Source organism: Salidesulfovibrio onnuriiensis, from assembly GCF_008001235.1.
GTDB lineage: Bacteria > Desulfobacterota > Desulfovibrionia > Desulfovibrionales > Desulfovibrionaceae > Pseudodesulfovibrio > Pseudodesulfovibrio onnuriiensis.
On record NZ_CP040751.1, the window covers coordinates 3,134,138 to 3,160,140 of the forward strand.

At 61.6% G+C, this 26,003-nt stretch carries 24 protein-coding genes; 21 read left to right on the forward strand and 3 right to left on the reverse strand.

The genetic code is table 11. From position 1 onward, the window contains the following. Positions 1-4 precede the first annotated feature (4 nt). From FGL65_RS14305 to FGL65_RS14335, 7 genes are all read left to right on the forward strand, one after another. Positions 5-1,195 carry a DUF2062 domain-containing protein gene (locus FGL65_RS14305; protein ID WP_250645501.1) on the forward strand — a complete coding sequence of 397 codons (1,191 nt, stop codon included), beginning with the start codon at positions 5-7 and terminating at the stop codon, positions 1,193-1,195. Continuing rightward, positions 1,185-2,093, forward strand: coding sequence for a lysophospholipid acyltransferase family protein (locus FGL65_RS14310; protein WP_187170396.1), 909 nt, complete (start codon positions 1,185-1,187; stop codon positions 2,091-2,093). Before FGL65_RS14305 ends, FGL65_RS14310 begins: the two co-directional genes overlap by 11 nt. Before the next feature lie 5 nt (positions 2,094-2,098). Beyond that, positions 2,099-2,353, forward strand: coding sequence for a phosphopantetheine-binding protein (locus tag FGL65_RS14315; RefSeq protein ID WP_147821956.1), 255 nt, complete (start codon positions 2,099-2,101; stop codon positions 2,351-2,353). Further along, positions 2,350-3,540 carry a beta-ketoacyl-[acyl-carrier-protein] synthase family protein gene (locus tag FGL65_RS14320; RefSeq protein WP_250645502.1) on the forward strand — a complete coding sequence of 397 codons (1,191 nt, stop codon included), beginning with the start codon at positions 2,350-2,352 and terminating at the stop codon, positions 3,538-3,540. Before FGL65_RS14315 ends, FGL65_RS14320 begins: the two co-directional genes overlap by 4 nt. Then, complete coding sequence (locus FGL65_RS14325; protein ID WP_147821957.1) at positions 3,537-4,343, forward strand: beta-ketoacyl synthase chain length factor; 807 nt, start codon at positions 3,537-3,539, stop codon at positions 4,341-4,343. The genes FGL65_RS14320 and FGL65_RS14325 overlap by 4 nt, the downstream gene beginning before the upstream one ends. Next, the gene (locus FGL65_RS14330; protein ID WP_147821958.1) at positions 4,343-5,509 is read left to right on the forward strand and encodes an AMP-binding enzyme; all 1,167 of its coding nucleotides are present in this window, start codon (positions 4,343-4,345) and stop codon (positions 5,507-5,509) included. The genes FGL65_RS14325 and FGL65_RS14330 overlap by 1 nt, the downstream gene beginning before the upstream one ends. Before the next feature lie 171 nt (positions 5,510-5,680). After that, a complete protein-coding gene (locus FGL65_RS14335) occupies positions 5,681-6,532 on the forward strand; it encodes a TIGR02285 family protein (RefSeq protein ID WP_147821959.1) in 852 nt (283 codons plus the stop codon). 21 nt (positions 6,533-6,553) lie between these two features. On the opposite strand, the gene FGL65_RS14340 is transcribed toward FGL65_RS14335, so the two are convergent. Beyond that, the gene (locus FGL65_RS14340) at positions 6,554-7,606 is read right to left on the reverse strand and encodes an oxidoreductase (RefSeq protein ID WP_147821960.1); all 1,053 of its coding nucleotides are present in this window, start codon (positions 7,604-7,606) and stop codon (positions 6,554-6,556) included. 215 nt (positions 7,607-7,821) lie between these two features. Between FGL65_RS14340 and FGL65_RS14345 the strand changes: the two genes are divergently transcribed. The 5 genes from FGL65_RS14345 to FGL65_RS14365 all read left to right on the forward strand — a co-directional run bounded on the left by FGL65_RS14345 (position 7,822) and on the right by FGL65_RS14365 (position 13,488). After that, positions 7,822-9,261: an amino acid permease gene (locus FGL65_RS14345; RefSeq protein ID WP_250645503.1), complete on the forward strand. Its 1,440-nt coding sequence runs from the start codon at positions 7,822-7,824 to the stop codon at positions 9,259-9,261. A gap of 15 nt (positions 9,262-9,276) precedes the next feature. After that, positions 9,277-10,689, forward strand: coding sequence for a glutamate decarboxylase (gad, locus tag FGL65_RS14350; RefSeq protein ID WP_147821961.1), 1,413 nt, complete (start codon positions 9,277-9,279; stop codon positions 10,687-10,689). Between the two features lie 279 nt (positions 10,690-10,968). Then, on the forward strand, positions 10,969-11,943 hold the full coding sequence (locus FGL65_RS14355) for an ABC transporter substrate-binding protein (protein ID WP_147821962.1): 975 nt from the start codon (positions 10,969-10,971) through the stop codon (positions 11,941-11,943). Position 11,944: 1 nt separating this feature from the next. Then, the gene (locus FGL65_RS14360) at positions 11,945-12,724 is read left to right on the forward strand and encodes an ABC transporter permease (protein WP_147821963.1); all 780 of its coding nucleotides are present in this window, start codon (positions 11,945-11,947) and stop codon (positions 12,722-12,724) included. A gap of 2 nt (positions 12,725-12,726) precedes the next feature. Next, positions 12,727-13,488 (forward strand): ABC transporter ATP-binding protein, encoded by a 762-nt coding sequence (locus FGL65_RS14365; RefSeq protein ID WP_147821964.1) that lies wholly within the window; start codon positions 12,727-12,729, stop codon positions 13,486-13,488. Positions 13,489-13,675: 187 nt separating this feature from the next. Here the strand turns inward: FGL65_RS14365 and FGL65_RS14370 are convergent, their stop codons facing one another. Both FGL65_RS14370 and FGL65_RS14375 read right to left on the reverse strand, forming a co-directional pair. Then, positions 13,676-15,352 (reverse strand): SulP family inorganic anion transporter, encoded by a 1,677-nt coding sequence (locus tag FGL65_RS14370; protein WP_147821965.1) that lies wholly within the window; start codon positions 15,350-15,352, stop codon positions 13,676-13,678. Between the two features lie 150 nt (positions 15,353-15,502). Beyond that, positions 15,503-15,970 carry a hypothetical protein gene (locus FGL65_RS14375; protein ID WP_147821966.1) on the reverse strand — a complete coding sequence of 156 codons (468 nt, stop codon included), beginning with the start codon at positions 15,968-15,970 and terminating at the stop codon, positions 15,503-15,505. A gap of 344 nt (positions 15,971-16,314) precedes the next feature. On the opposite strand from FGL65_RS14375, the gene FGL65_RS14380 reads away from it, so the two are divergent. The 9 genes from FGL65_RS14380 (at position 16,315) to FGL65_RS14420 (ending at position 25,993) form a co-directional block, all read left to right on the forward strand. Further along, on the forward strand, positions 16,315-18,378 hold the full coding sequence (locus FGL65_RS14380) for an elongation factor G (RefSeq protein WP_147821967.1): 2,064 nt from the start codon (positions 16,315-16,317) through the stop codon (positions 18,376-18,378). Positions 18,379-18,774: 396 nt separating this feature from the next. Then, positions 18,775-19,503, forward strand: a complete 729-nt coding sequence (locus tag FGL65_RS14385) for a lysophospholipid acyltransferase family protein (RefSeq protein WP_147821968.1) — start codon at positions 18,775-18,777, stop codon at positions 19,501-19,503. Next, complete coding sequence (locus tag FGL65_RS14390) at positions 19,496-21,151, forward strand: ribonuclease J (RefSeq protein ID WP_147821969.1); 1,656 nt, start codon at positions 19,496-19,498, stop codon at positions 21,149-21,151. The genes FGL65_RS14385 and FGL65_RS14390 overlap by 8 nt, the downstream gene beginning before the upstream one ends. Before the next feature lie 204 nt (positions 21,152-21,355). Next, on the forward strand, positions 21,356-22,129 hold the full coding sequence (gene rpsB, locus FGL65_RS14395) for a 30S ribosomal protein S2 (protein ID WP_147821970.1): 774 nt from the start codon (positions 21,356-21,358) through the stop codon (positions 22,127-22,129). A 36-nt stretch (positions 22,130-22,165) separates the two neighbouring features. After that, positions 22,166-22,972 carry a translation elongation factor Ts gene (tsf, locus tag FGL65_RS14400; protein WP_147821971.1) on the forward strand — a complete coding sequence of 269 codons (807 nt, stop codon included), beginning with the start codon at positions 22,166-22,168 and terminating at the stop codon, positions 22,970-22,972. Between the two features lie 100 nt (positions 22,973-23,072). After that, a complete protein-coding gene (gene pyrH, locus FGL65_RS14405; RefSeq protein WP_147821972.1) occupies positions 23,073-23,795 on the forward strand; it encodes a UMP kinase in 723 nt (240 codons plus the stop codon). A gap of 1 nt (position 23,796) precedes the next feature. Further along, the gene (frr, locus tag FGL65_RS14410; RefSeq protein ID WP_147821973.1) at positions 23,797-24,351 is read left to right on the forward strand and encodes a ribosome recycling factor; all 555 of its coding nucleotides are present in this window, start codon (positions 23,797-23,799) and stop codon (positions 24,349-24,351) included. Continuing rightward, complete coding sequence (gene uppS / locus FGL65_RS14415; RefSeq protein WP_147821974.1) at positions 24,351-25,079, forward strand: undecaprenyl pyrophosphate synthase; 729 nt, start codon at positions 24,351-24,353, stop codon at positions 25,077-25,079. The genes frr and uppS overlap by 1 nt, the downstream gene beginning before the upstream one ends. A gap of 107 nt (positions 25,080-25,186) precedes the next feature. Then, entirely contained in the window at positions 25,187-25,993 is an 807-nt protein-coding gene (locus FGL65_RS14420; RefSeq protein WP_147821975.1) for a phosphatidate cytidylyltransferase, read from the forward strand. The last annotated feature ends 10 nt before the right edge of the window (positions 25,994-26,003 follow it).

Below are 26,003 nucleotides of genomic sequence, written 5' to 3' on the forward strand. Positions count from 1 at the left end.
TTTCGTGCCCGATACCCTTGTCGTCATTCCCGTCTTCAACCACGGAGCCACGCTGCGCAGCGTGGTCACCGGCGCGCTGTCCTTTCACCGGGACGTGCTCGTGGTGGACGACGGCAGCACGGACAACGGCGTGGAGGCCATCCGCGACCTGCCCGTGCGCGTGGTGCAACATGAATCCAACCGGGGCAAGGGACAGGCGATTCTCACGGCGGCGGCCGAGGCGCAACGGCTCGGCAAGACCCACATCATCACCATGGATGCGGACGGCCAGCATTACCCGGAGGACATCCCGGCCTTTGTGCAGGCCGTCAAGGCCTGCCCCCGGGGCGTCATCGTAGGCAGCCGCCGCTTCACGGGCGACCACGTGCCCGGGGCCTCCAAATTCGGGCGCGCCTTTTCCAATTTCTGGCTCCGGGTCCAGACCGGCAAGGAACTCTCGGACGTGCAATGCGGCTTCCGGGCCTACCCCGTGGCCCTGTTCCAGGCCGTCAGGCTGCACGAAAAACGGTACGCAATGGAAGTGGAGGTGCTGGTCAAGGCTTCCTGGGCCGGTTTCCCGCTCCAGGACCTGCCCATCGACGTGCACTATCCGCCGCCCGAGGAGCGGGTCTCGCACTTCAAGGCCCTGCGCGACAACATCCAGATTTCCCTGCTCAACACGCGGCTCACGGCGCGCTGTTTCCTGCCCGTGCCACACCGCCAGTATGCGGAGGACCGGGACGGCAAGGTCAGTCCGGTGCATCCCATCCGGTCCCTGAAACTGCTGCTCCTGCAAAAGGAATCGCCCCTGATGCTGGCCCTGGCCGGAGCCCTGGGCATGCTGCTCGGCACCCTGGCCATTCCCGGCCTGCACTGCATCGCCATCATCCTGGTGGCCGGCTACTTCGGCCTGAGCAGGATAACGGCCCTGGCCGTGAGCCAACTGTGCATGCCGCCCATCGTGCCCGCCCTGTGCATCGAGGCCGGATACTACCTGCGCCACGGTGAGCTCCTCACGGACATCTCGCTCCAGACCCTGGGGTACGAGGCCCTGGACCGCATCTGGGAATGGATACTCGGCTCCCTGGCGCTGGCCCCGCTCTTCGGCCTGGCCATGGGCCTGGTCGTCTATGTCATGGCCCTCCTGGTCCGGGTGCAGCTGCAACGGCGGGAACAAAACAGGCGGCCGGCCATGGGGGACGCCCATGACCGGTAGGAAATGGACCAGCAAAAGCCTGGCGTCCTCCTTTTTCCATCAGATTTTCTACGTGGCCATCCGCCTGGGCGGACGGTGGGCGGCCTATTTCATGCTCCTCTTCGTGGTGGGCTTCTACGCCCTGCATCCGGGCGTGCGGGGCCGCTCCGCCGAATACAGGCGGCGGATCGTGGGGAACCGTGGTTTCCTGGCCAACCTGTGGTTCTGCTACCGGCACTATCTCGAATTCGGCAAGATGCTGGCGGACCGGGCCGTGCTGGGCATCCTTGGCAAGTTTCGCATGGCCACCGGCGCGGAGGACACGGAGCTGCTCCGGGACCTGCTGGCCGAGGAGCAAAAGGGCCTGATCATCGTCACCGGACACGCGGGCTGCTGGCAGCTGGGCACGGCCGGGCTGAAGGATATCGACGCGCCCAAGGCCGTGGTGCTCTACCGCGACACCCGCGACGTGGACCGGCAATACTACGAACACCGGAACAACGGACAGGCACCGTTCCGGATCATCGATCCCACGGGCCCCATGGGCGGCGCCGTGGAAATGATGGAAGCGCTCAAGCAGGGGTCCATTCTCTGCTTCATGGGCGACAGGAATTTCGGGGATGGAAGCAGCGGAGTGAAGGTCGATTTTCTCGGGGGGAAGATCGAGGTGCCCGTCGGTGCGTACCGGCTGGCCTCCATCATGGGCACGCCCGTGGTGGTGACCTTTTCCCGGCGCACCGGCCCGGGCAAGGGCGAGATATGGGTCTCCGGCGCCATCCAGGTGCCGCACGGACTCGGGCGCAATGCAGAGGCCTACCGGCCCTACGCGCAGATTTTCGCGGACAGCCTGGAAGAATATGTCCGGAGCTATCCGCTGCAGTTCTATAACTTCTACGACATGTGGGAAAACGAGGGATGATTCATATGGATATCAAGGAAAAACTCAAGGAAACGCTCATCGCGGACCTGAACCTGGTGGATGTCACGCCCGAGGAAATTCAGGACGACGAGCCCCTGTTCGGCGAAGGCCTGGGACTCGATTCCCTGGACGCCGTGGAACTCATCGTGCTGGTCCAGAAGCACTTCGGGGTGGAGATCAAGGACATGGCCGACGGCAAGATCGCCTTCCAGTCCCTGAACACCCTGGCGCGGTTCATCAAGGAGCGGCGGCAGGCATGATGCCGGTTTCCCCTGTCGCCGTTGTCGGGGCGGACTGCATATGCGCCTCGGGCCACACCCTGGACGCCTGCATGGAGGCCATGCTCCGGGGCGGCCACGGCCCGGCCATGCCGACCCTTTTCCAATGCGCCCAGCCCGAACAGTACCCGGTCTTCGAGGTCCGGGACTTCGAGCCCAGGAACGGCGACGCGGATTTTTCACGGACATGCCAGCTGCTCTTTCACGCCACGGAACAGGCGCTGCGGGGTGCGGACATCACGCCGGACCTGCTCGAAGGGCTCACGGTCGGCGTCTGCATCGGCACCTCGGTGGGGGCCTCGCTGAATTTCATGGACTACTATGAAAAGTACCGGAACAACGAAAAACCGGGGCTGGCACCCATCCACACCTACCTGCGCAGCAATCCGGCCACTGCCCTGGCCCGCAGGTGGAAATTCTCCGGCCCGGTCCAGTCCGTGGTCAATGCCTGCTCCTCGGGAACGGACGCCATCGGCATGGGAGCGTCCTGGATCCGGCAGGGCCTATGCGACCTGGTGGTGGCGGGCGGCGCGGACGAGCTGAACGAGATCTCCTACAATGGCTTCGCCCGGCTCATGATCACCAGCACCGGGCAGTGCCGTCCCTTTGACCGGGAACGCTCCGGCCTCAACCTGGGCGAAGGCGCGGGCGTGCTCCTGCTGGCCTCGGACAAGGCCGCGTCCCTGCTCCGGGCAACGCCACGGGCGCGACTGCTCGGCTACGGCACCTGCAGCGACGCCCATCACCTGACCGCTCCCCATCCCGAGGCACGGGGGCTGGAAATCGCCGTCGAACAGGCGCTCCAATGCAGCGGCCTGGCACCGGAAGACATCGGCTTCATCAACGTGCACGGCACGGCAACGCGCAACAACGACCCCGTGGAAGGCCACCTGCTCGCCAAGTATTTCTCCCATGCCCCCTTTGTCTCCACCAAGGGGTACACCGGCCACACCCTGGGCGCGGCCGGCGGCATCGAGGCGGCCCTGACCATCGCCTGCCTGGAGCGGGAAACCACGCCCGGCTGCCGGGGATTCGCCCAGATCGACCCGGAAATCGGCCTTGCGCCGGTGAGAGAAAACACGTCCCTTTCGGCCCGCCACGCCCTGTCCCAGTCCCTGGCCTTCGGCGGCAACAACTCCGCCATCATCTTCGAAAAGGGGCAGGCATGATGCATATTTCCGGAATAGGGCTGGCCGCGCCCTTCGGCGGCCTGGACGAACTGCGCAACGCGCTCGGCCAAAAAACATCGCCCGCCATCTCCGAACCATACAAGGTCGACACCGGGGAACTGAAAAACCATGTTCCGCCCCGCAAGCTGCGGCGCGTGGATCACTTCACCAGCATGACCCTGCTGGCGGCTTACCGCGCACTGGCGGACGCCGGTTACGGGCAGGCCGCTCCGAAAAACCCGGCCATCGTGCTCTGCTCCGGGTTCGGCCCGGCCGAAACCACCTTCGATTTCCTGGATTCCATTCTCGACTTCGGCGCGGGCTGCGCCTCTCCCCTGGCCTTTTCCCATTCCGTGCACAACATCCCGGCCGCCATGCTGGCCATGTTCCTGAATACGCCGTGCCCCTGCACCGCAATCTGCCAGCCGTACCGCCCCGTGACCACAGCCCTGCTCACGGCCCGGGCCTGGCTGGAGGAGGGACGCGCCGAAACCGTGCTGGTCGGAGCCGTGGACGAATCCACGCCCCTGCTGGAGCATGTTTCCGGCCAGTTGGGCAGGCCCCGCATCGGCGAGGGCGCGGCCTTCTTTGTCCTGAACAAGGCAAACGGGACCTATGGGCGGGCCAGCCTTTTGCCCGGGCAAGCGGCAGAAACCGAGGATGACGCCCTGATCGACACCCTGTGCGGCTATCTGCCGGTCAAGGCCGCCTTCAGGCTGGCCGCCGCCGCTCTGCGCGCCGAAAAAACAGGGCAAAGCCGCTGTTCGGAGCAAGGACTTTGCGTCACCGTGGAGAAGGACTGATGCGTTCGCTGCCATTCACCGCCATTGACGTCCGGGAGATGCTCTCCAGCCTGCTCCTGGCCGAAACCCCCTATGCCCAGAGAATCCAATGGGCGCAGGGAGCCTCCCTGCCCGAGGATTTCGCGCTGGACGCCATCGCCCCCGACGCCCTGTCCCGAATCGGCCAACGCGCCGACGCCATGTTCCACGCCCGCACCGCCGGTTCGCTCAAGGGCATGCGCCTGGAGGAATGGGCCCGGGCCATTGCCGGGCACTGGAACAACAGCCCGGAGAACATCACCTTTTTCACCTCGGGCAGCACGGGCGAGCCCGTACCGGCCACTCACCCCTTTGCCGTGCACGAGCAGGAAATCACGGCGCTGGCAAAACAGTTCCGGGACCGAACCCGCATCGTGGGGTTCGTGCCGCGCCACCATATCTATGGTTTCCTCTTTTCCGTGCTCCTGCCCAAGGCCCTGGAAATCGAAGTGGCCTGGCAGCAGCCCATGCCCACCCCCGGCCTGATCAGCGCCCTGCGCCCAGGCGACCTGGTCATCGCCTTCCCGCTCTTCTGGGAAAAACTGGTCCAGCTCGGCACCCCCGTCCCCGAAGGCGTCTTCGGGGTCACCTCCACCGGCCCCTGCCCGGCAGCGGTCATCCATGCCCTGCGCGAGAACGGCCTGGAACGCATGACCGAGGTCTATGGTTCCTCGGAAACCGGCGGCATCGGGTACCGGCACGAGCCCTCCGCAGCCTACACCCTGCTGCCCCACTGGAATCAAACCGACGATCCCGGGAAGCTGCTGCGCAGCATGCCCAACGCTCCCGACCGGGAATATCCGCTGCAGGACCACCTGATCTGGGAGGACCACAAACGCTTCCGTCCGGCGGGCCGCACGGACAAGGCCGTGCAGGTGGCGGGCATCAACGTCTATCCCAAGCGGGTGCGGGAAACGATCCTGGGGCACCCGGATGTCCGGGAATGCGCGGTCCGGCTTATGCGGCCCGAGGAAGGCGCCCGGCTCAAGGCCCTGGTGGTGCCCCGCGCAGAATCCGATCCCCACCGGCTCGAACAGGAGCTGCGCGTCCTGGCCGCGAAAAGCCTTACCCAGTATGAAAGGCCCGGCTCCTGGACCTTTGCGGACCGGCTGCCCACGAACACCATGGGCAAAGTCGCGGACTGGTAATCCCCTCCCCGTTCTTCAGACCGCATCATCAATGGCCTGTTTACAGGGCCCGGTTATAATTGATGCGTCCCGTCGCCATTCCTATGGTGTGAGAGTGATGCAATCCGCCATTCGCCACTGGGCGTGTTTTCGCAAGCTCATTCAAACACAACGCGCAAGACAGGGGGCGCGATGAAAACCTTTTTCCTGACCTCGCTCTACGCACTGTTTTTTCTCATCCATTCGCTTCCTGCGGCCGCGCAGGACACCATCACCTGGATATATTCCGACTTTCCGCCGGTCCACATCACTTCCGGCCCGCTCAAGGGGCAGGGGTATGGCGATTACATCACCACCCTGCTCATAAACAACATGCCGGAATTCCATCATGAACGATTGAGCTGCAATCCCCTTCGCGCCAAGGAGTTGATGCTGCAGAAAAGCAAGGTGGCCAACCCGGCGCTCCTCAAGCGTCCCGACCGCGAAAAATTCATCGAGTTCTCGATCCCCGCCTATGTCGTGATCCCGAACACGGCGCTCATTTTCAAGAGACATCTCGAAAAACTGACGCCCTACCTCAACAAGGAGGGGCAGCTGCAACTTGCAAGGGCCATCACGGAAAGCAATCTCAAACTCGGCATCAACGTGGAAAGGGCGTATGGCGGCATTATCGATGAGACCCTCGCGAAATACAAAACGCATCGCAACATACACACCAACTTCACAATGCTCGGCTCGCAGCTGGCCCTGATGGAAAAGGAACGAATCGACTATGCCATCGGATATCCCATGGAAGCCCAGTACCTGAACAAGAAGTATAAAAACCGGGACGCCATCGTCTGCATCCCCATCGAAGGCATGCCGGATTATTACCTGGGCTATGTCGGTTGCCCCAAGAACGAGTGGGGAAAGAACGTCATCGGCAAGATCAACGAAGTTCTCCTGAAATACAGGAACACCCCGGAATACAAGGAGGGGTACGAATCCTGGCTGGATGAGAACAGCATCAAGCGATTAAGGGAATACATCAAGGAAGCATATTGACGCACTCCCCCTTCCCGAATTTCAGAGGCAATGCGGCTGGCGCTCCACCAACACGGTTTTACCAGACCGGCTGCTCTCCATTGCCAGTTCAATCAGCCTAATATTCCACAAAGCATCCTGTGCCGTTACCGGGGGCTCACCGCCGGTGCGGATGGCTTCGGCCATGGCCTGGAAATAGATCTGATAGCCGCCCCGCTCGGTGGGCACGGCTTCATTGCTGTCCGCCGTATACAGGGTGCCGTATTGATCGGTTGTCTCGTCCGCCCATTCGGCCTTCGTGGGCCGCAGGCCGTTGATGAGCCGTTCCTCCTGCGGGTCCAGCCCGTATTTCTCATAGCTGCCCTTGTCCCCGTTCACGCAAAAACGTCTGTTGGGCCCGGCGCTGAACAGGTCGGCGTGCAGCGTGGCCACCTTGTCCGGATAATGGAGCACGAGGTTGAAATAATCCACGGTGGCTGCGCCTTCGCGCATCTTCAGGCACTGCGCCGTAAGCGCATCCGGCAGGCCGAGAAGCTGCAACGCCTGGTCGATCACGTGCGGCCCCAGGTCATAGAGGATGCCCCCACCGTCTGCGGCAAGCTCGCGCCAGCGCTGGCGCACCGCCGGACGAAAACGGTCAAAATGCGACTCAAAGCATTTCACCTGACCGAGACGGCCCTCTTCCACCAGCCTCTTCACGGTGAGAAAATCGCCGTCCCAGCGACGGTTGTGGTAAACGCTCAGTATGCGTTCCTTTTCCCGCGCCAGGGCGATCAGGGCCTCGCCATCGGCCACCCGGGTCACGAAAGGCTTTTCAAGAATGACGTGCTTGTTGTTTTCAAGCGCCTTTTTTGCCAGCTCGAAATGCACGTCATTGGGTGCGGTGATGATCACCAGTTCCGCATCGGACCGCCGCAGCAGTTCGTCCGCAGTGGAATAATGCTCCACCTCGGGCCAATCCTCGACCACCGCATCACGCTTGCTGCTGCTTATGGCGGCCAGTTCGAATTCGGGCAGGCTGTCGATGAACGGAATGTGAAAGGTCTTTGCGGAAAATCCATAGCCGATGACGGCGGTCCTGATGCTTTTCGACATAACGGGCTCAGCTCTCTTCTAAAAATTTCCGAGGGGACAATGAATCTCCCTGCATGGGACAATCACCCTTATAAGGCCGACACGCTCCCACCACAACATTTCAGCGGATAATTTTCCCAAGAAACCAAAGCCTATCATTGTTGCGATAGTTCCTATCTGGTATGGGAACGTAACTTTCCCCATTACCGTCTGAACCCCTCAGCCGAGGAGGCTACGTGAGCGACAAGAAAAAGCACATGACCGTCTTCACCCTGTCCATGATGACCGTGGCCGCGGTGGTCAGCCTGCGCGGGCTGCCCATGATGGCCAAGGAAGGCCTGTCCATGGTCTTCTACATCCTGTTCGCCTCGGTCATGTTCCTGATCCCCGCCTCCCTGGTGGCCGCCGAGCTGGGCGGCGCATTCGGCAGGCAGGGAGGCGGCGTCTATACCTGGGTCAAGGCCGCCTTCGGCTCGCGCTGGGGCTTCACGGCCATCTGGCTGCAATGGATCCAGAACGTGGTCTGGTACCCCACGGTGCTCGCCTTTGCGGCCAGCGCCCTGGCCTACCTGTTCATGGACCCGCAACTTGCCGACAGCGGCCTGTACACAGGCGTGGTGATCCTGGCCTGCTACTGGCTGGCCACCTTCCTGACCCTGGCCGGAAGCGACGTGGCCAGCAAGGTCACCAAATACGGGGTGCTTTTCGGCACGGTCCTGCCCGGCGTGCTGATCATCGTCCTGGGCCTGCTCTGGGTGGACCAGGGCAACCCGATCATGTTCCTGGAAAATGCGCCAAGCACTGCGAGCGGCATGGTCCACGCGCGCCTGTTCCCGCACCTGAACGGCCTGGGCAGCGTGGCGTTCCTGGCGGGCATCATCCTGCTTTTCGCGGGCGTGGAGGTGCATGCGGTGCACGCCAACGAGCTCCAGCACCCGGCCACCGAGTTCCCGCGCTCCATGTTCCTGGCCGCAGCGGTCATCTTCCTGCTGTTCATGCTCGGCTCCATGGCCGTGGCCGCTGTCATCCCGGCCAGGGAAATCAGCCTCACCGCCGGACTGCTCCAGGCCTTCAAGCAGCTCCTGGACAAATTCCACCTCGGATTCCTCACCCCGGTCATCGGCCTGCTCGCGGCCTTCGGGGCCATCGGCGGGGTCATGAGCTGGGTGGGCGGCCCGAGCCGGGGCCTGCTGGAAACCGCCAAGCAGGGCGAGCTGCCGCCGTTCATGGCCAAGGTCAACAAGAACGGCGTGCAGGTGAACATCCTCATGATCCAGGCCGTCATCGTCAGCCTGCTGGCCTCGCTCTACTTCATCATGACCAACGTGTCCGTTGCCTTTTTCCTGCTCTCGGCCATCACCATCACCCTGTACCTGATCATGTACATCCTCATGTACGCGGCCGCCATCAAGCTGCGCCTGGAGCAGCCGGACCTGCCCCGGACCTACAAGGTTCCCGGCGGTCTGGTCGGCCTCTGCGCCCTGGCGGGCATCGGGCTGATCGGGGTCTGCTTCTCGCTGCTGGTGGCCTTTTTCCCGCCCACCAACCTGCCCGTGGGCAACCCGGCCCTGTACGTGGGCCTCGTGGCCGGAGGACTCGTGGTCTTCGTGGGCCTGCCGCTGATCATCAACGCCAACAAGAAACCCGAATGGAAACAGGACGGCCCCACGTCCTAACAAGAAGGAGCCCTCATGCCGCTGCACAAGAAAGAAACGGTCCGCGACGAGCTGCTGAACGACATCTACGCATCAACGGATGCGGACATCAGACTGCCCAAGTATCGCTTTCCCAAGGACGAGGAGCGGCCGCGCAACGTCTATCAGGTGGTGCGCGACGAGCTCATGCTCGACGGCAACTCGCGCCAGAACCTGGCCACCTTCTGCCAGACCTGGCTGGATCCCGAGATCCACCGGCTCATGAACGACTGCATCGACAAGAACATGATCGACAAGGACGAATACCCGCAGACCGCCGAGATCGAGGCGCGCTGCGTGCACATGCTGGCCGACCTCTGGAATTCCCCGGACGCGGCCAACACCATGGGCTGCTCCACCACCGGTTCCAGCGAGGCGGCCATGCTCGGCGGCATGGCCCTGAAATGGCGCTGGCGCAAGAAGATGAAATCCCAGGGCAAGCATGCGGACAAGCCCAACCTGATCTGCGGCCCGGTCCAGATCTGCTGGCACAAGTTCGCCCGCTACTGGGATATCGAGCTGCGCGAGATCCCCATGGAAAAGGGACGGCTGATCATGAGCCCCGAGGAGGTCATCAAGCGCTGCGACGAGAACACCATCGGCGTGGTGCCCACCCTGGGCGTGACCTTCACCTGCGACTACGAGCCCGTGGAAGCGGTCTGCAAAGCCCTGGACAAGCTCCAGGAGGAAACCGGCCTGGACATCCCCGTGCACGTGGACGCGGCCAGCGGCGGGTTCCTGGCTCCCTTCTGCCAGCCGGACATCGTCTGGGATTTCCGCCTGCCGCGCGTCAAGTCCATCAACGCCTCGGGCCACAAGTTCGGCCTTTCCCCGCTGGGCGTGGGTTGGGTGATCTGGCGCGACGTGGAGGACCTGCCCGAAAAGCTCATCTTCTGGGTCAATTACCTGGGCGGCAACATGCCCACCTTCGCCCTCAACTTCTCGCGGCCGGGCGGGCAGATCATCGCCCAGTACTACAACTTCCTGCGCCTCGGGCGCGAGGGCTACCGCAAGATCCACCAGTCCTGCTACGACACGGCCGCATACATGGCCGACGAACTGGACCGGATGGGCGTCTTCGAGATCATCTACAACGGGCGCGGCGGCATCCCGGCCCTGTGCTGGACGCTCAAGGAGGACGCAAACGCGGACTTTACGCTCTACGACCTGTCCGACCGGCTGCGCACCACGGGCTGGCAGGTGCCCGCCTATTCCATGCCGCCCCACCGCAAGGATCTGGTGGTCATGCGCGCGCTGGTCAAGCACGGGTTCAGCCGCGACCTGGGCGCCCTGTTCATCGAGGACATGAAGCGCTGCCTGGAGTACTTCAAGCACACCCACATCCATCACGATCCCACGGCCACGGCGACCGGCGGATTCGACCACGGCGGCCGGGGAGAGAAAGAGTAACAAGAAATGGTGGAGACCTCTTGAAAGAGGTTCTTCCCACAAGCCCTCTTCCAGAACTTTTTAATCAACCAAAGCCGCCGCAAAATTAGCTTTGCGGCGGCTTTGGTGCATACGTGCAAAAATCAGATTCTCAACCAAATGAACCGGTAATAACAGGGAACATCTGGGGGCCTCCGAAAACAATTTCCGAAAGTGCGATTTACATTCTTGCAAAATACCATGATTCTCGTTATGCCCCCTTTTTCCGAACGAAAATTTCACGAAACAAAGGGAAGCATGATGAAAAAAACGCTTATCGCACTGATCGCCTTCTGTTGCCTCTCCGTCCTTGCCTCTTCGGCCTTTGCCGCCGGAACCAAGGTCAAGATGGCCTTTGCCACCTGGGTCGGCTACGGCCCGCTCTACATCGCCAAGGAAAAGGGATTTTTCGAGAAACACGGCCTGGACGTGGACCTGATCATCATCGACGATGAAGCCCAGTACGCCGCCGCCATGGTTTCGGGCAACATCGACGCCCTGGGCAACGTGCTCGACCGCGAAGTCATCCACTTCGCCAAGGGCGCTCCGGAAACCGTGCTCTTCGCCATGGACGAATCCGCGGGCGCGGACGGCATCATCGCAGTCCGCGAGATCAAGGCCGTTTCCGACCTCAAGGGCCAGGCCATCGGGCTGGACAAGAGCTCCTCGTCCTACTTCTTTCTGCTCACCGCCCTCCAGAAGGCCGGACTCGAGGAAAAGGACGTGACCATCCATGAAATGGAAGCCTCCGACGCCGGCACCGCCTTCATCGCGGGCAGGCTGGACGCGGCCATCACCTGGGAACCCTGGCTCTCCAAGGTCTCCACCCGCGAAGGCGGCCACGTGCTGGCTTCCTCCAAGGAATTCCCGCGCACCATCGTGGACATCGTCACCATGCGCAACGACTTCATCGCCGAGCACCCCGAGGCTCCCGAAGCCATGACCAGGGCCTGGTTCGAAGCCATCGAGTGGTACAGAAGCAACCCGAACGAAGGCAACGCCATCATGGCCAAGCACCTGGGCGAAACCGCGGAATCCGTCGCCGAGATGGCCGCGGGCGTGTCCTTCTTCGACAAGGCGGGCAACCTGGCCTTCTTTGACAAGTCCACGGACAGCAACATCTTCGAGGTGGCCGAACGCGCCAGGACCTTCTGGAGCGCCAAGGGCATCATCACCAAGCCCGTGGACGTGAACGCCCTCGTCACCGACAAATACGTGACCGGAGCCGCCGAATAAGATGGCCCGCACCGAGAAACAACGCCGGTTTGCGCCGGGAACGGGGCTGACCCTGCTCACGTTCCTGGCGCTCCTCGGCCTCTGGAGCGCCCTGGCCTACACGGGCAGCGTCAAGGAATTCTTCCTGCCCAGGCCCCATACGGTGCTCACCGCCTTCGTCAAGATGTACGAGGAGGGAATTCTGCTGAGCTACAGCTGGGATTCCATCTACCGCGTCATGGTGGGCTGGGCCATGGCCGTGGTGGTGGCCGTGCCGCTGGGCATGTTCATCGCCACCTCCCGGCGCTGCGCCGCAATGTTCGGCCCGCTCATGGAGTTCGCCCGCTACCTGCCCGTAGTGGCCCTGGTGCCCCTGACCCTGCTCTACTTCGGCATCGGCGACCTCCAGAAATTCATGGTCATCTTCCTGGGCACCTTCTTCCAGCTCGTGCTCATGGTGGCCGACTCCACGGCCCGCGTTCCCCAGGACCTGAGCCGGGCCGCCGCCACCCTCGGCGCGAGCCGGGCGCAGACCTACAGGCTGGTGCTCGTCCCCGGGGCGCTGCCCGGCATCATGGACGACCTGCGCATCACCATCGGCTGGGCCTGGACCTACCTGGTGGTGGCCGAGCTGGTGGCCGCCAACTCGGGCCTGGGATACATGATCCTGCGCGCCCAGCGCTTCCTGGCCATCGACCGCATCTTCGCGGGCCTGATCATCATCGGCCTGCTGGGCCTGGCCACCGACTTTCTCTTCAAATGGCTGACCCGCGTCACGGTGCCGTGGAGCGAAAAGGCATAGACATGAGCAAACTGAGCATTCAAGGCCTGACCAAGGTCTTCGGCGGCGGGGACAAGGCAGTCACCGCCCTGGACAACGTTTCCCTGGAAATCGCCGAGGGCGAGTTCACCGTGGTGGTGGGCCCCAGCGGCTGCGGCAAGTCCACCCTGCTGAACATCGTGGCCGGGCTGGAGCACGAAACCTCGGGCCAGGCCGTGCTGGGCGGCCGGAAGATCACCGGGCCGGGCGCGGACCGGGGCATGGTCTTCCAGTCCTACACCCTTTTCCCCTGGCTCACCGTGCGCGAGAACGTGGAGTTCGGCCTGCGCATCAAGAAGATGCCCAAGGCCGAGCGGGCCGAGATCGCCCGCAAGTACCTGCGCCTGGTGGGGCTGGCCGACTTCGAGAACGCCCTGCCCAAGGAGCTTTCCGGCGGCATGAAGCAGCGCACGGCCATCGCCCGCGTGCTGGCCAACAGCCCGGACATGCTGCTCATGGACGAACCCTTCGGCGCGCTGGACGCCCAGACCAGGCTCCAGCTCCAGGACCTGCTGCTGGATGTCTGGCGCGAGGAAAAGGCCACGGTGCTGTTCATCACCCACGACATCGACGAGGCCATCCTCCTGGCCGACACCATCCACATCATGTCCCGGCGGCCCGGCCGCATCCTGGAGAGCATCCCGGTCGCCATCGCACGGCCCCGCGACCACCGCGTCACGCTCACGCCCGAGTTCGCGGCCATCAAGGGCCAGATCATGGATCTGCTCTGGAGCGAGATGGTGTAGGGCATTGATACGACGCTCCCCGCATTCAAGCCGGGGTGCCCGACTTCACCCTGTTTCAATTCCAGCAAACAAAAAGGCCTCCGTGGACGCAAGATGTCCACGGAGGCCTTTTTTGCGGCAACGGATTTCCCTCCGGCGCGCCGCCGCAATTTGCTCAACCAATTCCCGCTCGCCAGCGCACGGACCGTCAGGAGACCTCGTCCTTGTGGGCGATGTCCGAATGGGCAATGGCCGTCGAGAAATCGGGGAAAATGTTTTCCTGCCCGACAACGGAGTCTGTTCCCAGCCGCTGGATAAGCCGGGCCACCCGAGGGGTGACGCCGGACAGCACGACATGGATTCCCTGCGATTGCAGCCTGCGTATGACCGTTTCCAGGGCCTCGATTCCGGTTGCGTCCATGATCGGCACAAGCCGCATGCAGAAGATCAAGAGTTCCGGCTTCTTCCTCGTGAAGTTCATGATGTCGATGAACCGTTGTGCCATACCGAAGAAGAACGGACCCGATATTTCATAGACGACTACCCGTTCATTGCCTGTGGCCCTGTCGATGACGTCTTCCTCGGGCAGTCCGGTATCCAGGCTGTGTATATCGGTCAGTTCGCTCATGCGTTTCATGAACAGCAGCGCGGCCAGGACGACACCGATTTCAACGGCCACGGTAAGATCCACGAAGACCGTCAACCCCAAGGTCATCACCATGACGAGGGAATCGGATTTCGGAGCCCGGAAAAGACGAAGCATTCTATGCGGTTCCGACATGTCCCACGCAACGACCAGCAGGACCGCCGACAGGCTGGCCAGGGGAATGCCCGACGCGAGCGGGGCGCAGACGAGAACGAAAAGAAGGATGACCAGGGAATGCGTCATGCCCGCGAAAGGAGAGAAGGCCCCGGCCCGTATGTTGGTCGCGGTTCTGGCGATTGCGCCGGTGGCGGGCAGTCCGCCGAACAAGGCCGAACCGATGTTGGCGAGGCCTTGCGCAACGAGTTCCGTCGAGGGATTGTGCCGGTCGCCGCTCATGCCGTCCGCGACCGTGGCGCTCAGCAAGGACTCTATACCGGCCAGAATGGCAATGGTTATGGAGTCGGACATGAGGCTTCCCAAATGAATATCGGAAAATTTCAGGGACATGAAGGCCGGCAGCTCCGACGGAATCCCGCCGAACCGGGTGCCGATGGTTTCGGTGGGGATGCCGAACACGAGGGCAACGAGCGTTCCGATGACGATTCCCATGATCGGGGCCGGAATCTTGGGTATGTAGCGCCTGACCACGAGCATGGTGACAAGCGTCACCACGCCGATCGCCACTGTCGGGAGGTGGATGGATGCGGCATTGTTCCAATAGGCCGTAACGCTTTCAATGATTCCGCCGGGAAGATGGGTCAGCTTGAAGCCCAGAAAGTCCTTGAGCTGTGAAATGAAGATCAACAGCCCTATGCCGGTGGTAAATCCCGTGGTCACCGGGTACGGAATGTATTGGAGCAGCTTGCCGAGACCGAAGAGCCCCATGAGGATCAGCATGGCGCCCGCAATTATCGTCGCAAGGACAAGTCCTTCAAAGCCATGGTGCGCGATCACGTTCGAAATGATGACAACGAACGCTCCGGTGGGCCCGCCGATCTGGAACCTGGTTCCGCCCAATCCCGAGATGATGAACCCGGCAATGATGGCGGTGGTCAGACCGACGCTGGGCGTGGCTCCCGAGGCTATGGCGAAGGCCATGGCCAATGGCAGTGCGACAATGCCGACGGTGACCCCGGCTCCGACGTCGCGGCGGAATCCCTCAAGGGAATAGCCTGATTTCAGGTATGCGATGCTCGCAGGGATATAGTCCCGGAAATGAAAATGGGAAAAGTATGCCATTGAGATACCTCCATGCTGATAGTGGTGTCTCCGTGGGGCACAGTCGGTGGTGAGAAACCAGAGGCTGGAGGCTCGCGCGGGGGGAGGCAGTTAAAAACCTTGACCGCCGCCTTGTCAAGGTTTTCCCTCCCGGCCTGTATGGAAAAGTCTTTAGCCGTATGCCAGGGCCTGCGGTGCGGTCTTGTTTTCGAAGAGTTCCTCAACCCGGTCCCTGGAGGCTTCGGAAAGCTTGAGTTCCGAAACGTTGAGCACGCTTTCCAGGCCGCCATAGAAACGCAGAGCCCGGTCAATGAAATCCGCGTCCACAAAGGCGGCCTTCAGGTCATAGGTCTGGCCGTCCCAGACAAGGCCCAACCGCAGCATGGGGTTGCGCTCCGGAGCCTTGGTGATCAGGTTGCCGGTCTTGACCAGCGCCTCGGCCGCACGGCCGCGCGAAACCCCGGCCCACTCGGACAGCTGGTCCACAAAGGCGGGCATCACGGCCACATAATAGTATTGGTCGATCTTGCAGGCGATGGACTTGCCCGGCAGGTTCAGGAGCCAGGGCTCCTCGGCAAAGGCGTGCCCAAGGGCTTTCTGGAGCTTGGTGGCGATCTCCTGGTAGTCGGTCAATGGCATGGCGATCTCCTTTATATACCTGAATGAACCACATTTTCAGCAACAATTCAAGGGGTTCCAGCAATACACCCATTCGCTCGCAAAAGAACCGCCCGCCCCATTCCCCCCTGCTGCATGCGCAATTGTGAAAAAGTGAACTTCCCGAAATTTTGCCCCCTAAAAGTCAAACTATCATTTGTTAAATAAAATCAGTCGAATCAACGATTCGATTGACCAATCAATTTCCTTACCCCCCCTTGACATTATTTCGATGCTATTCCTATAGATCTAAACCCTTTTTCTAAAACTTTTGACTAGATGGCGTCAGGGCTCGGCCCGGCCAGAGCAATAAAAAGGAGTAGAGAATGTCGGATCTGAACAAGCAAAGGACATATGCCCTCGTTGGACATGGCGGCAGTGGCAAAACCACTGTCGCGGAAATGATGCTGCTCAACGCTGGCGTGATCAACCGCCTCGGCAAAGTGGAAGAAGGCACCACCGCCCTCGACTACGAGCCCGAGGAAATCAAGCGCCGCGGCTCCACGCAGCCGGGCTTTGCCAACTTCAAATGGAACAAGAACCAGCATTTCCTTATCGATACTCCGGGTGACTCCAACTTTGCGGGTGACCTGAACTATATGCTCACCGCCGCCGACGGCGTTGTCCTGGTCATCGATGCGGTGGACGGCGTGAAGCCGCTGACCCGCAAGATCTGGGCATCCATGCAGGAAGCCGGTCGTCCGGCCATGGTCGTCATCAACAAGATGGACCGCGACCGGGCCGAATTCGACTCCGCCTTCGACAGCATCGCCGAAGGCCTGGGTGCACGGCCCGCCCTGCTCTACTACCCCATCGGCAGCAGGGAAAACTTCAAGGGCGTGGTGGACATGCTCTCGGGCAAGGCCCTCATGTTCGACGACCAGGGCGGCGTGACCGAGGGCGAAATCCCCGGCGACATCGCCGACACCGTGGAATCCATGCGCGAGGCCATGGTCGAGAACATCGCCGAGTCCGATGAAGCGCTCATGGAAAAATACTTCGAGGAAGGGGAACTGACCCCCGACGAAGTCCTTCAGGGCCTCAAGGCCGGCGTCATGGCCGGTGAGCTGGTTCCCGTGGTGATTTCCGCAGCCCTGGAAAACAAGGGCGGCCAGATGATCCTGGACACCATCCAGAACCTGATGCCCAGCCCGCTGGACCATGCTCCCTGGCAGGGCGAGGACGGCGAAGTGGAAAGCTCCCCGGACGCCCCCCTCTCCTGTTTCGTTTTCAAGACCCTGGCCGACCCCTTTGCGGGCCAGCTCACGGTTGTCCGCGTGCTCTCCGGCACCCTCAAGGCGGACTCCTCCCTCAAGAACACCTCCAACGGGGAAAAGGAACGCGTGGGCCAGCTGCTGCTCATGCAGGGCAAGGAACAAACCCCGACCAAGGATCCCATGGGCCCCGGCTCCATCGTGACCCTGGCCAAGCTCAAGAGCACCCACACCGGCAACACCCTGTGCGACGAAAAGGGCGGATTCGTGCTGGCCAAGCCCCCCGTCTCCCCGCAGTTGATCACCTTTGCCTTGGCTCCGGCCGAAAAGGGCGATGAAGACAAGGTCTACGCCGCCGTCGCCAAGCTGCTGGACGAAGACGTCACCCTGACCCTGTCCCGCGACGAAGAGTCCGGCGACATCCTGCTCTCGGGCATGGGCCAGAACCACATTGAAATCTCCGTGGAAAAGGCCAGACGCCGCTACAAGGCCGATATCGTGCTCAAGACCCCCAAGGTTCCCTACCGCGAAACCTTCAGGAGCCCGGCCAAGGAAATCCAGGGCCGTCACAAGAAGCAGTCCGGCGGCCGCGGCCAGTTCGGCGACTGCTGGATCCACATCGATCCCATGCAGCACGGCGCGGGCTACGAGTTCGCGGACCAGATCGTGGGCGGGGCCATTCCGCGCCAGTACATCCCTGCAGTGGACAAGGGCATCCAGGAAGCGGCCGCGCGCGGCGTGCTCGCCGGATACCCGGTCATCGACTTCAAGGCCACCTGCTACGACGGCTCCTACCACAACGTGGACTCCTCGGAAATGGCCTTCAAAATCGCCGGTTCCATCGCCTTCAAGAAGGCCGCGGAAAAGGCCCAGATGGCCCTGCTCGAGCCGGTCATGCTGGTCACCGTCGCCGTGCCCGACTCCTTCATGGGCGACATCATCGGCGACCTGTCCTCCCGCCGCGGCAAGGTGCTCGGCTCCGACTCCACCGCGGGCGTGACCGAGATCAAGGCCCACGTGCCCATGGCCGAAATGCTGCGCTACGCTCCAGACCTGAACGCCATGACCGGCGGCCAGGGTACCTTCTTCATGGAATTCGCCCAGTACGAAGAGTGCCCGCCCAACGTCACCGAGCAGGTCATCGCCGACAACAAGCGCACTGCCGAAGCGGAATAGCTTCCGGTACGACACCGATTCCATGCAGCCCCGAGAACTCCGGTTCCCGGGGCTGCTTTTTTGCTCCTCGGCGGGCAGTTCATCCGTAAGGCTCAGGCAAGGAGGGAATATCCCCCGTGCATCCCCTGAGTGTGAGCGCGTTTTCCCTTCCGGCTGCGCTTGAAAAAAACTCGTTCACGGGAAAGGCATAATGGTCTGAAGGTTGCCAAGAAGGGTCGTGGATACGCGAAGTGATAAAAAGGCAGGCCCGACGTGTATTCACACATACACGAGGGTCTGCCCTTTTTTGAAACGACAAAGTAGACACGCCCTTATCGGCAACCGTCCCCCAACACTTGTTTACTGAGCATAATTACGATAAATCCAACGGGAATACTTCAAGAACAAGGATATTTGATGCTTCGAGCAATACTTTTCTTCACCCTGCTGATTCCCCTGACCATATACTACAGCTGGCGGCAGAAGTTCATCAGCAAGAACGCCACCATGGAAGAGCTGAACATGCCCGGCAAGCTCTGGGCGCGCACGCTCCTGCGCATCGCCGGGGTCAAGGTGGAGGCCGACCTGGAAGGCGTGGACCCCAATGGGCATTACGTCTTCATCAGCAACCACCAGAGCCTCGTGGACATCCCCATCCTGTTCAACATCCTGTGGGACAACAACATCCGCTTCGTGGCCAAGCACTCCCTTTTCGAGATTCCGGTCTACGGCAAGGCGCTCGGCGACGCGGGCCACATCTCCGTGAACCGCAGCGACCGCCGTGCGGCCATGAAGAGCCTCAACGAAGGCGTGGAGCTGATCAAGCGAGGAGTTTCCCCGGTCATCTTCCCGGAAGGCACCCGCAACAGGAACCTCGAACAGCTCATGGACTTCAAGACCGGCGGCATGATCATGGCGCTGAAGAGCGGCGTGCCAGTGGTGCCCATCGTCATGGCCAACACCGGTCGCGTCCTGCCCCCGGGCAGGAAATGGGTAAACAACAAGTACACGGTGAAGCTCAAGGCCCTGCCGGTCATCGACCCCAGCCGGTACGACATCAAGGAACGCGACAAGTTCAAGGACGATCTCTACGAGATGATGAACAGGACCTACCAGGAGCTCATGGCGGAGGGCAGCCATGCCTAGCGAACCGTTTCTAACCCTCACCCCCCTGGGCGGACTCGGCGAGATCGGCATGAACTGCATGGTCTACGACACCGGGGAATCCCTGGTCATGGTGGACTGCGGCCTCATGTTCCCGGACGACTATCTCTACGGCGTGGACGTGGTCATTCCCTGCTTCGACTCCATCCTCGAAAACAAGAGCAGGCTCAAGGGCATCGTGCTCACCCACGGGCATGAGGACCACATAGGCGCCCTGCCCTGGCTGCTGCAGCACGTGGACGTGCCCGTGTACGGCTCGGCCTTCACCCTGGGGCTGGTGGAAAACAAGCTCCGCGAGCGCGACCTGGACAAGTACGCGGACCTGCGTCCGGTGGAGCCCGGCGAACGCATCGTGCTGGACGACATGGCCTTCAGCTTCTTCCCGGTCTGCCATTCCATCATCGAGGGCTACGGCCTGGGCATCGAGACCCCGGTGGGCCGCGTGGTGCACACCGGCGACTTCAAGATCGACCGCAACCCCCTGGACGGTCACGCCACCGACCTGGAGGCCTTCAAGAAATTTTCCGAGCCCGGCGTCCGGCTCCTGCTTTCGGATTCCACCAACGTGGAACAGGACGGCTTCGCGCTCACAGAGCGCGAGATCAAGTCCAGCCTGCGCGAGATATTCAACAGCGCCCGGGGCCGCATTCTGGTCTCGCTCTTTTCCAGCCACATCCAGCGCATCCAGGAGGTGGTGGACCTGGCCGAGGCCTGCAACCGCAAGGTGGCCATCAGCGGCCGCAGCCTGATGCGCAACATCGAGCTGGCCCAGGAAATGGGCTTCCTGCACATCCCGCACAGCGTGGCCATCCCCGTGGACGCCATCGACAACTACCCGGACGAGGAAATCGTCCTGCTGGTCACCGGCTCCCAGGGCGAACCCCTGGCGTCGCTTTCGCGCATGGCCTGCGAGGAGCACCGCCAGCTCGCCATCCATCCCGGCGACCTGGTGCTGCTCTCCTCCCGGTTCATCCCCGGCAACGTGAAGGCCATCACCAAGGTCATCAACAACCTGTACCGGCTGGGCGCGGAAGTGCTCTACGAAAAGGTGCAGGGAATCCACGCCTCGGGCCATGCCCACAGCGAGGAGCTGCGCATCATGTTCGAGACCGTGAAGCCCAGCTTCTTCATCCCGGTGCACGGCGAATACCGCCACCTGGTCAAGCACCGGCGTCTGGCCGTGGAGTGCGGGGTTGCCGAGGAACGCGCCATGGTCATCGAAAACGGCCAGCCCGTGACCTTCCTCGAGCAGGGAATCCGCCTGGAGGAACCCGTGAGCGCCGAGCGCATCCTGGTGGACGGCAAGGGCGTGGGCGACGTGGGCCAGACCGTGCTCAAGGAGCGCCAGCTCCTGGCGGGCGAAGGCATCATGATCGTGCTCCTGGTGGTGGACGAGGCCACGGGCGAGATTTCCATCGGCCCGGACATCGTCACCAAGGGATTCGTGTTCGAACAGAACTACGCCCACTTCATCGAGGACGCCAAATGTATCGTGCTGGACGTCTTCGAGAACATCCCGCCCGGCGAGACCAAGAAGCTCAAGGAACGCATCCGCTCGGCCCTGCGCCGCTTCTTCCGCAAGGTCTTGGACCGCGACCCGGTGGTGGTCCCCCTGATCATCAATATCTAGGGGAATTGGCGAGTTGCCCCTTGGAGAGGGGCGCGGACGGAATCCCGGCGCTGGTTGTCGCCGAGATTTCTCTTGCCATTCCTCATTTAATACCGTAAAAGACCCCGACTCAAAATTCACACATCCCACGCGATATCCGGGTGCCCCGAGTTGTTCGGGTTTGATTTTCTGGAGCTGGGATGGAGGAAAAACCCTGGAGGAATTATGGCTTACGCAACCATGAAAGACATGCTCGAGACCGGTGTCCACTTCGGCCACCAGACCCGCCGTTGGAACCCGAAAATGCGTCCGTACATCTTCGGATCCCGCAACGGCATCCATATCATCGACCTGCAGCAGACCGTTAAAATGTTCCGCACCGCTTACGACTTCATCGCGGACAAGGTCGCCGACGGCGGCAAGGTTCTGTTCATCGGCACCAAGCGCCAGGCTCAGGAAGCCATGAAGCAGGAAGCGGAACGCTGCGGCATGTTCTTCGCCACCCACCGCTGGATGGGCGGCACCCTGACCAACTTCCAGACCATCAAGCGTTCCATCGACCGCCTGAAGAACCTGGAAGAAATGTTCGAAGACGGCTCCATCAACAAGTTCCCCAAAAAGGAAATCGTTCGCATGGGCCGCGAGGTCAAGAAACTGAATCTGGCTCTGGGCGGCATCAAGGACATGAAGGAAGCCCCGGCAGTCGCATTCGTTGTTGACCCCAAGAGGGAGCACATCGCGATCCAGGAATGCCGCAAGCTGGGCATCCCGGTCGTGGCAGTAACTGATACCAACTGCGACCCCGACGTTATCGATTACATAATCCCCGGCAACGATGACGCCATCCGCGCCATCAAGCTCTTCGCCGCCCGCATCGCAGACGCCTGCGTCGACGGCGCAGCTCAGACCAAGGACGCCCCGGCCGAAGCAAAGGCCGAAGCTCCCAAGGCTGAAGCAAAGGTAGAAGAAGCCGCCGCTGAAGAAGCTGCTGCCGAATAAATCAGAATTCATATATACCGATCCCTGGAGGATAGAATGGCAATCTCTGCTGCTATGGTTAAAGAACTGCGCGAAAAGACCGGCGCAGGCATGATGGACTGCAAAAAGGCCCTTGTTGAAAGCGACGGCGACGAAGAAAAAGCAATCGTCTACCTGCGCGAAAAGGGTCTTTCCAAGGCCGCCAAGAAGGCCGGCCGCGCCACTTCCGAAGGTATCGTGGGCAACTTCGTCTCCGCAGACGGCAAGACCGCCGCTCTGGTGGAAGTGAAGTGCGAAACCGACTTTGTCGCCAAGAACGACGACTTCCGCTCCTTTGCCGCACAGCTGGCCGAAAAGGTCGCCGGCATGGACGTGACCACCGGCAACGGTGAAGATCTGGGCGACGCCGCAGACTGCACCGACCTCATCGCCAAGCTGGGCGAAAACATGGGCGTCGGCCGCTTTGCCAAGGTTTCCGCAGAGGGCATGGTCGGCATGTACATCCACTCCAACAATAAGATTGGCGTGCTGGTGAACATGGTCGGCGGCGACGAGGAACTGGGCAAGGACATCGCCATGCAGGTGGCCGCTGTCAATCCCAAGTGCCTGAGCCCGGACGAACTGCCCCAGGATGACCTGGAAAAGGAAAAGGCCATCTACCTGAAGCAGGCCATGGACGAAGGCAAGCCCGAAGAGATCGCCGAAAAGATCGTCATGGGCCGCCTGAGCAAATACTACAAGGAAGTCTGCCTGGTTGAACAGCCGTTCATCAAGGAAGACAAGAAGAGCATCAAGCAACTCCTCAAGGAAAAGGACGCCAGCGTCAAGGGCTTTGTCCGGTTGGCGTTGGGCGAAGCTGAATAAAACGGAAACGGGCCGCAAGGCCCGTTTTTTTTGACCGAAAATTCACGAGCTCGGCTCTGCCGGGCCATAGTCTCAAACCTATTGACAGACAGGGGAAAGTATGGACAAAGTGCGGTTTTCGCGGGTATTGATCAAGCTTAGCGGCGAAGCTCTCGCCGGTGAGCAGCAGTTTGGAATCGAACCCCAGGCCATTGACCAGTTCTGCAAGGAAATCGCGGCAGTGGCTGCTTCGGGAATCCAGATCGCATTGGTCATCGGCGGCGGCAACATCTTCAGGGGCCTTTCGGCCAGCGCCAAGGGAATGGACCGGGCGCAGGCCGACTACATGGGCATGCTGGCCACGGTCATGAACGCCCTTGCAGTGCAGGACGCCCTGGAGAAACACGGCTGCCAGACCCGCGTGATGACGGCTTTCAGCATGCAGGAAGTAGCCGAGCCGTACATTCGCCGCCGCGCCGAGCGCCACCTGGAAAAAGGCCGGGTGGTCATTTGCGCAGCAGGGACCGGGAATCCCTACTTCACCACGGATTCCGCAGCCGCCCTGCGCGCCCTTGAGCTCAAGTGCGATGCCATCATCAAGGCCACCAAGGTGGACGGCGTGTACGACAAGGACCCGGCAAAATACGACGATGCCGTCAAGTACGACACCGTCACGTTCCTGGAAGTTCTGGAAAAGAGGCTCGGAGTCATGGACTCCACCGCCATTTCCATGGCCCGGGACAACAACCTTCCGATCATCGTCTTCAACCTGTTCAAGGAAGGCAACATGCTCAAGGTGACGGCCGGCGAAAAAATCGGAACGATCGTTCAAGGAGGAGACTAGTATGCAATCGGTTCTGGATGATGGAAAAAAACGCATGGAAGGCGCCATCCACGCCCTCGAAAAAGACTTCAGCAAACTGCGCACCGGACGGGCCAGCTCTTCCCTGGTGGATAACCTGGTCGTCGAATACTACGGCACCCCTACCCCGCTGAGCCAGCTTGCCTCCGTGTCCATCCCGGATTCCCGGACCATCACGATCCAGCCGTGGGACAAGGGCGCTTTCGGCGACGTCGAAAAGGCCATCCAGAAGTCCGACCTGGGCCTGAACCCGGTCAACGACGGCAAGATCATCCGCATCGCCATCCCGCCCCTCACCGAGGAACGGCGCAAGGATCTGGTCAAGGTGGCCAAAAAATATTCCGAAGACGCCAAGGTTTCCATCCGCAACGTGCGCCGCGACATGAACGAATCGCTCAAGAAGATGGAAAAGGACAAGGACATCACCGAGGACGAAATGCACGGCGGACAGGACAACGTCCAGAAGCTCACCGACGACTTTGTGAAGAAGTGCGACGAGCTGTTCACTGCCAAGGAAAAAGAAATCCTCGAGATCTAATGTCTCCTGAATCATTGAATATCCCCGCCCACATTGCCATCATCATGGATGGCAACGGCAGGTGGGCGAAGTTGCGCGGGCTGCCAAGGACCAAAGGCCACAAGGCCGGGACCGAAGCGGCCCGCGCCATTGTCACGCGCTGCCGCGAGCTGGGCGTGAGGCACCTGACCCTGTACACCTTTTCCAAGGAAAACTGGAACCGTCCCAAGGAAGAGGTGGGCACCCTTTTCGACCTGCTGACCTCGTTTCTCAAGAACGAACAGAAAAGGCTCATCGACCAGGACATCCGCCTCAAGGTGGTGGGAGACCTCGACGGCATGCCCCTGGCAGTGCGCACCGCGCTCAAGCACGTCATCTCCAAGACCGCCAAGTGCTCGTCCATGACCCTGAACCTGGCCCTCAACTACGGCGGCCGGGACGAGATCGTGCGGGCCTGCCGCGCCCTGGTTGCCGCGGGCATCTCGCCCGAGGAAGTCACCGAGGAACGTCTGGCCGGGGAACTCTATACCGCGGGCCAGCCCGACCCGGACCTGGTCATCCGCACCAGCGGGGAAATCCGCATCTCCAATTACCTGCTCTTCCAGTGCGCCTATTCGGAATTTTACTTCACCGATGTCTACTGGCCCGACTTCACCCCCGAGGAGCTGGAAAAGGCCCTGGCGGACTACACCTCGCGCCAGCGCCGCTTCGGCAAGACCGGGGATCAGGTCGAAGCCCCGGGAGACTGATCCGCCTCCGGGGATATGCACCCGTCCGCTTGCCCCATGCGGCGGAATGATTTACAAAAGTTCAATTCGAGCAATCGGCGGACATCGCCACAGAAGACAGGATACGCATGGATTTTCCCGCAAACCAGAAACGCATCGTCACCGGGGTCGCCCTGGCTCTCGTTCCCTTGCTGGCCATAGCCATGAAGGGCTGGATTCTCTTCGCCATCCTGGCCCTGTTCTGCATCCTGGCCCAATGGGAATTCTACGCAATGTTCAGCCCCAGGCCGCCCATGACCGAGTTCAAGTGCGGCGCGGCCGTGTTCACCGTCCTGCTCCTGGGCGCGTTCAAGGCCGGGGGCGCGGTCTGGCCGGTGCTCGCCTTCCTGGGCGCGTTCTGGTTCTCGAGCATGGGATTCCTGTTCCGCTTCAGCGCCGCCCCTAGGGAAATAGACTACCGCAACGCCATGATCTTCCTGGCCGGGCTCATCTACATCCCGCTCAACTTCCACTTTTTCATGCACTTCAACCGGCCCGAACTGTTCCTGGTGCTCCTGGCCGCCACGGTCACGGACACGGCCGCCTATTACGTGGGCACGGCCCTGGGCAAACGGAAGATCTGGCCCACGGTGAGCCCCAAAAAATCCTGGGCCGGCAGCCTGGGCGGGCTTGCGGCCTGCATCGGCATGACTGTGCTCATGGGCGAAAGCTTCGGCTCGGCCCCGGTCTGGGCCTGGGTCCTGCTGGGAACCGCCCTGAACATCGCGGCCCAGATGGGCGACTTCTTCGAATCCGCCCTCAAGCGCACCCTGGACGTCAAGGACTCCAGCCAGATGCTTCCCGGGCACGGCGGCCTGCTGGATCGCGTGGACAGCCTGCTGCTGGTGGTGCCCACCTATGCGCTGCTGCGGGCCCTGCATCCATTTTTCGGTTAACCCTCCAGCC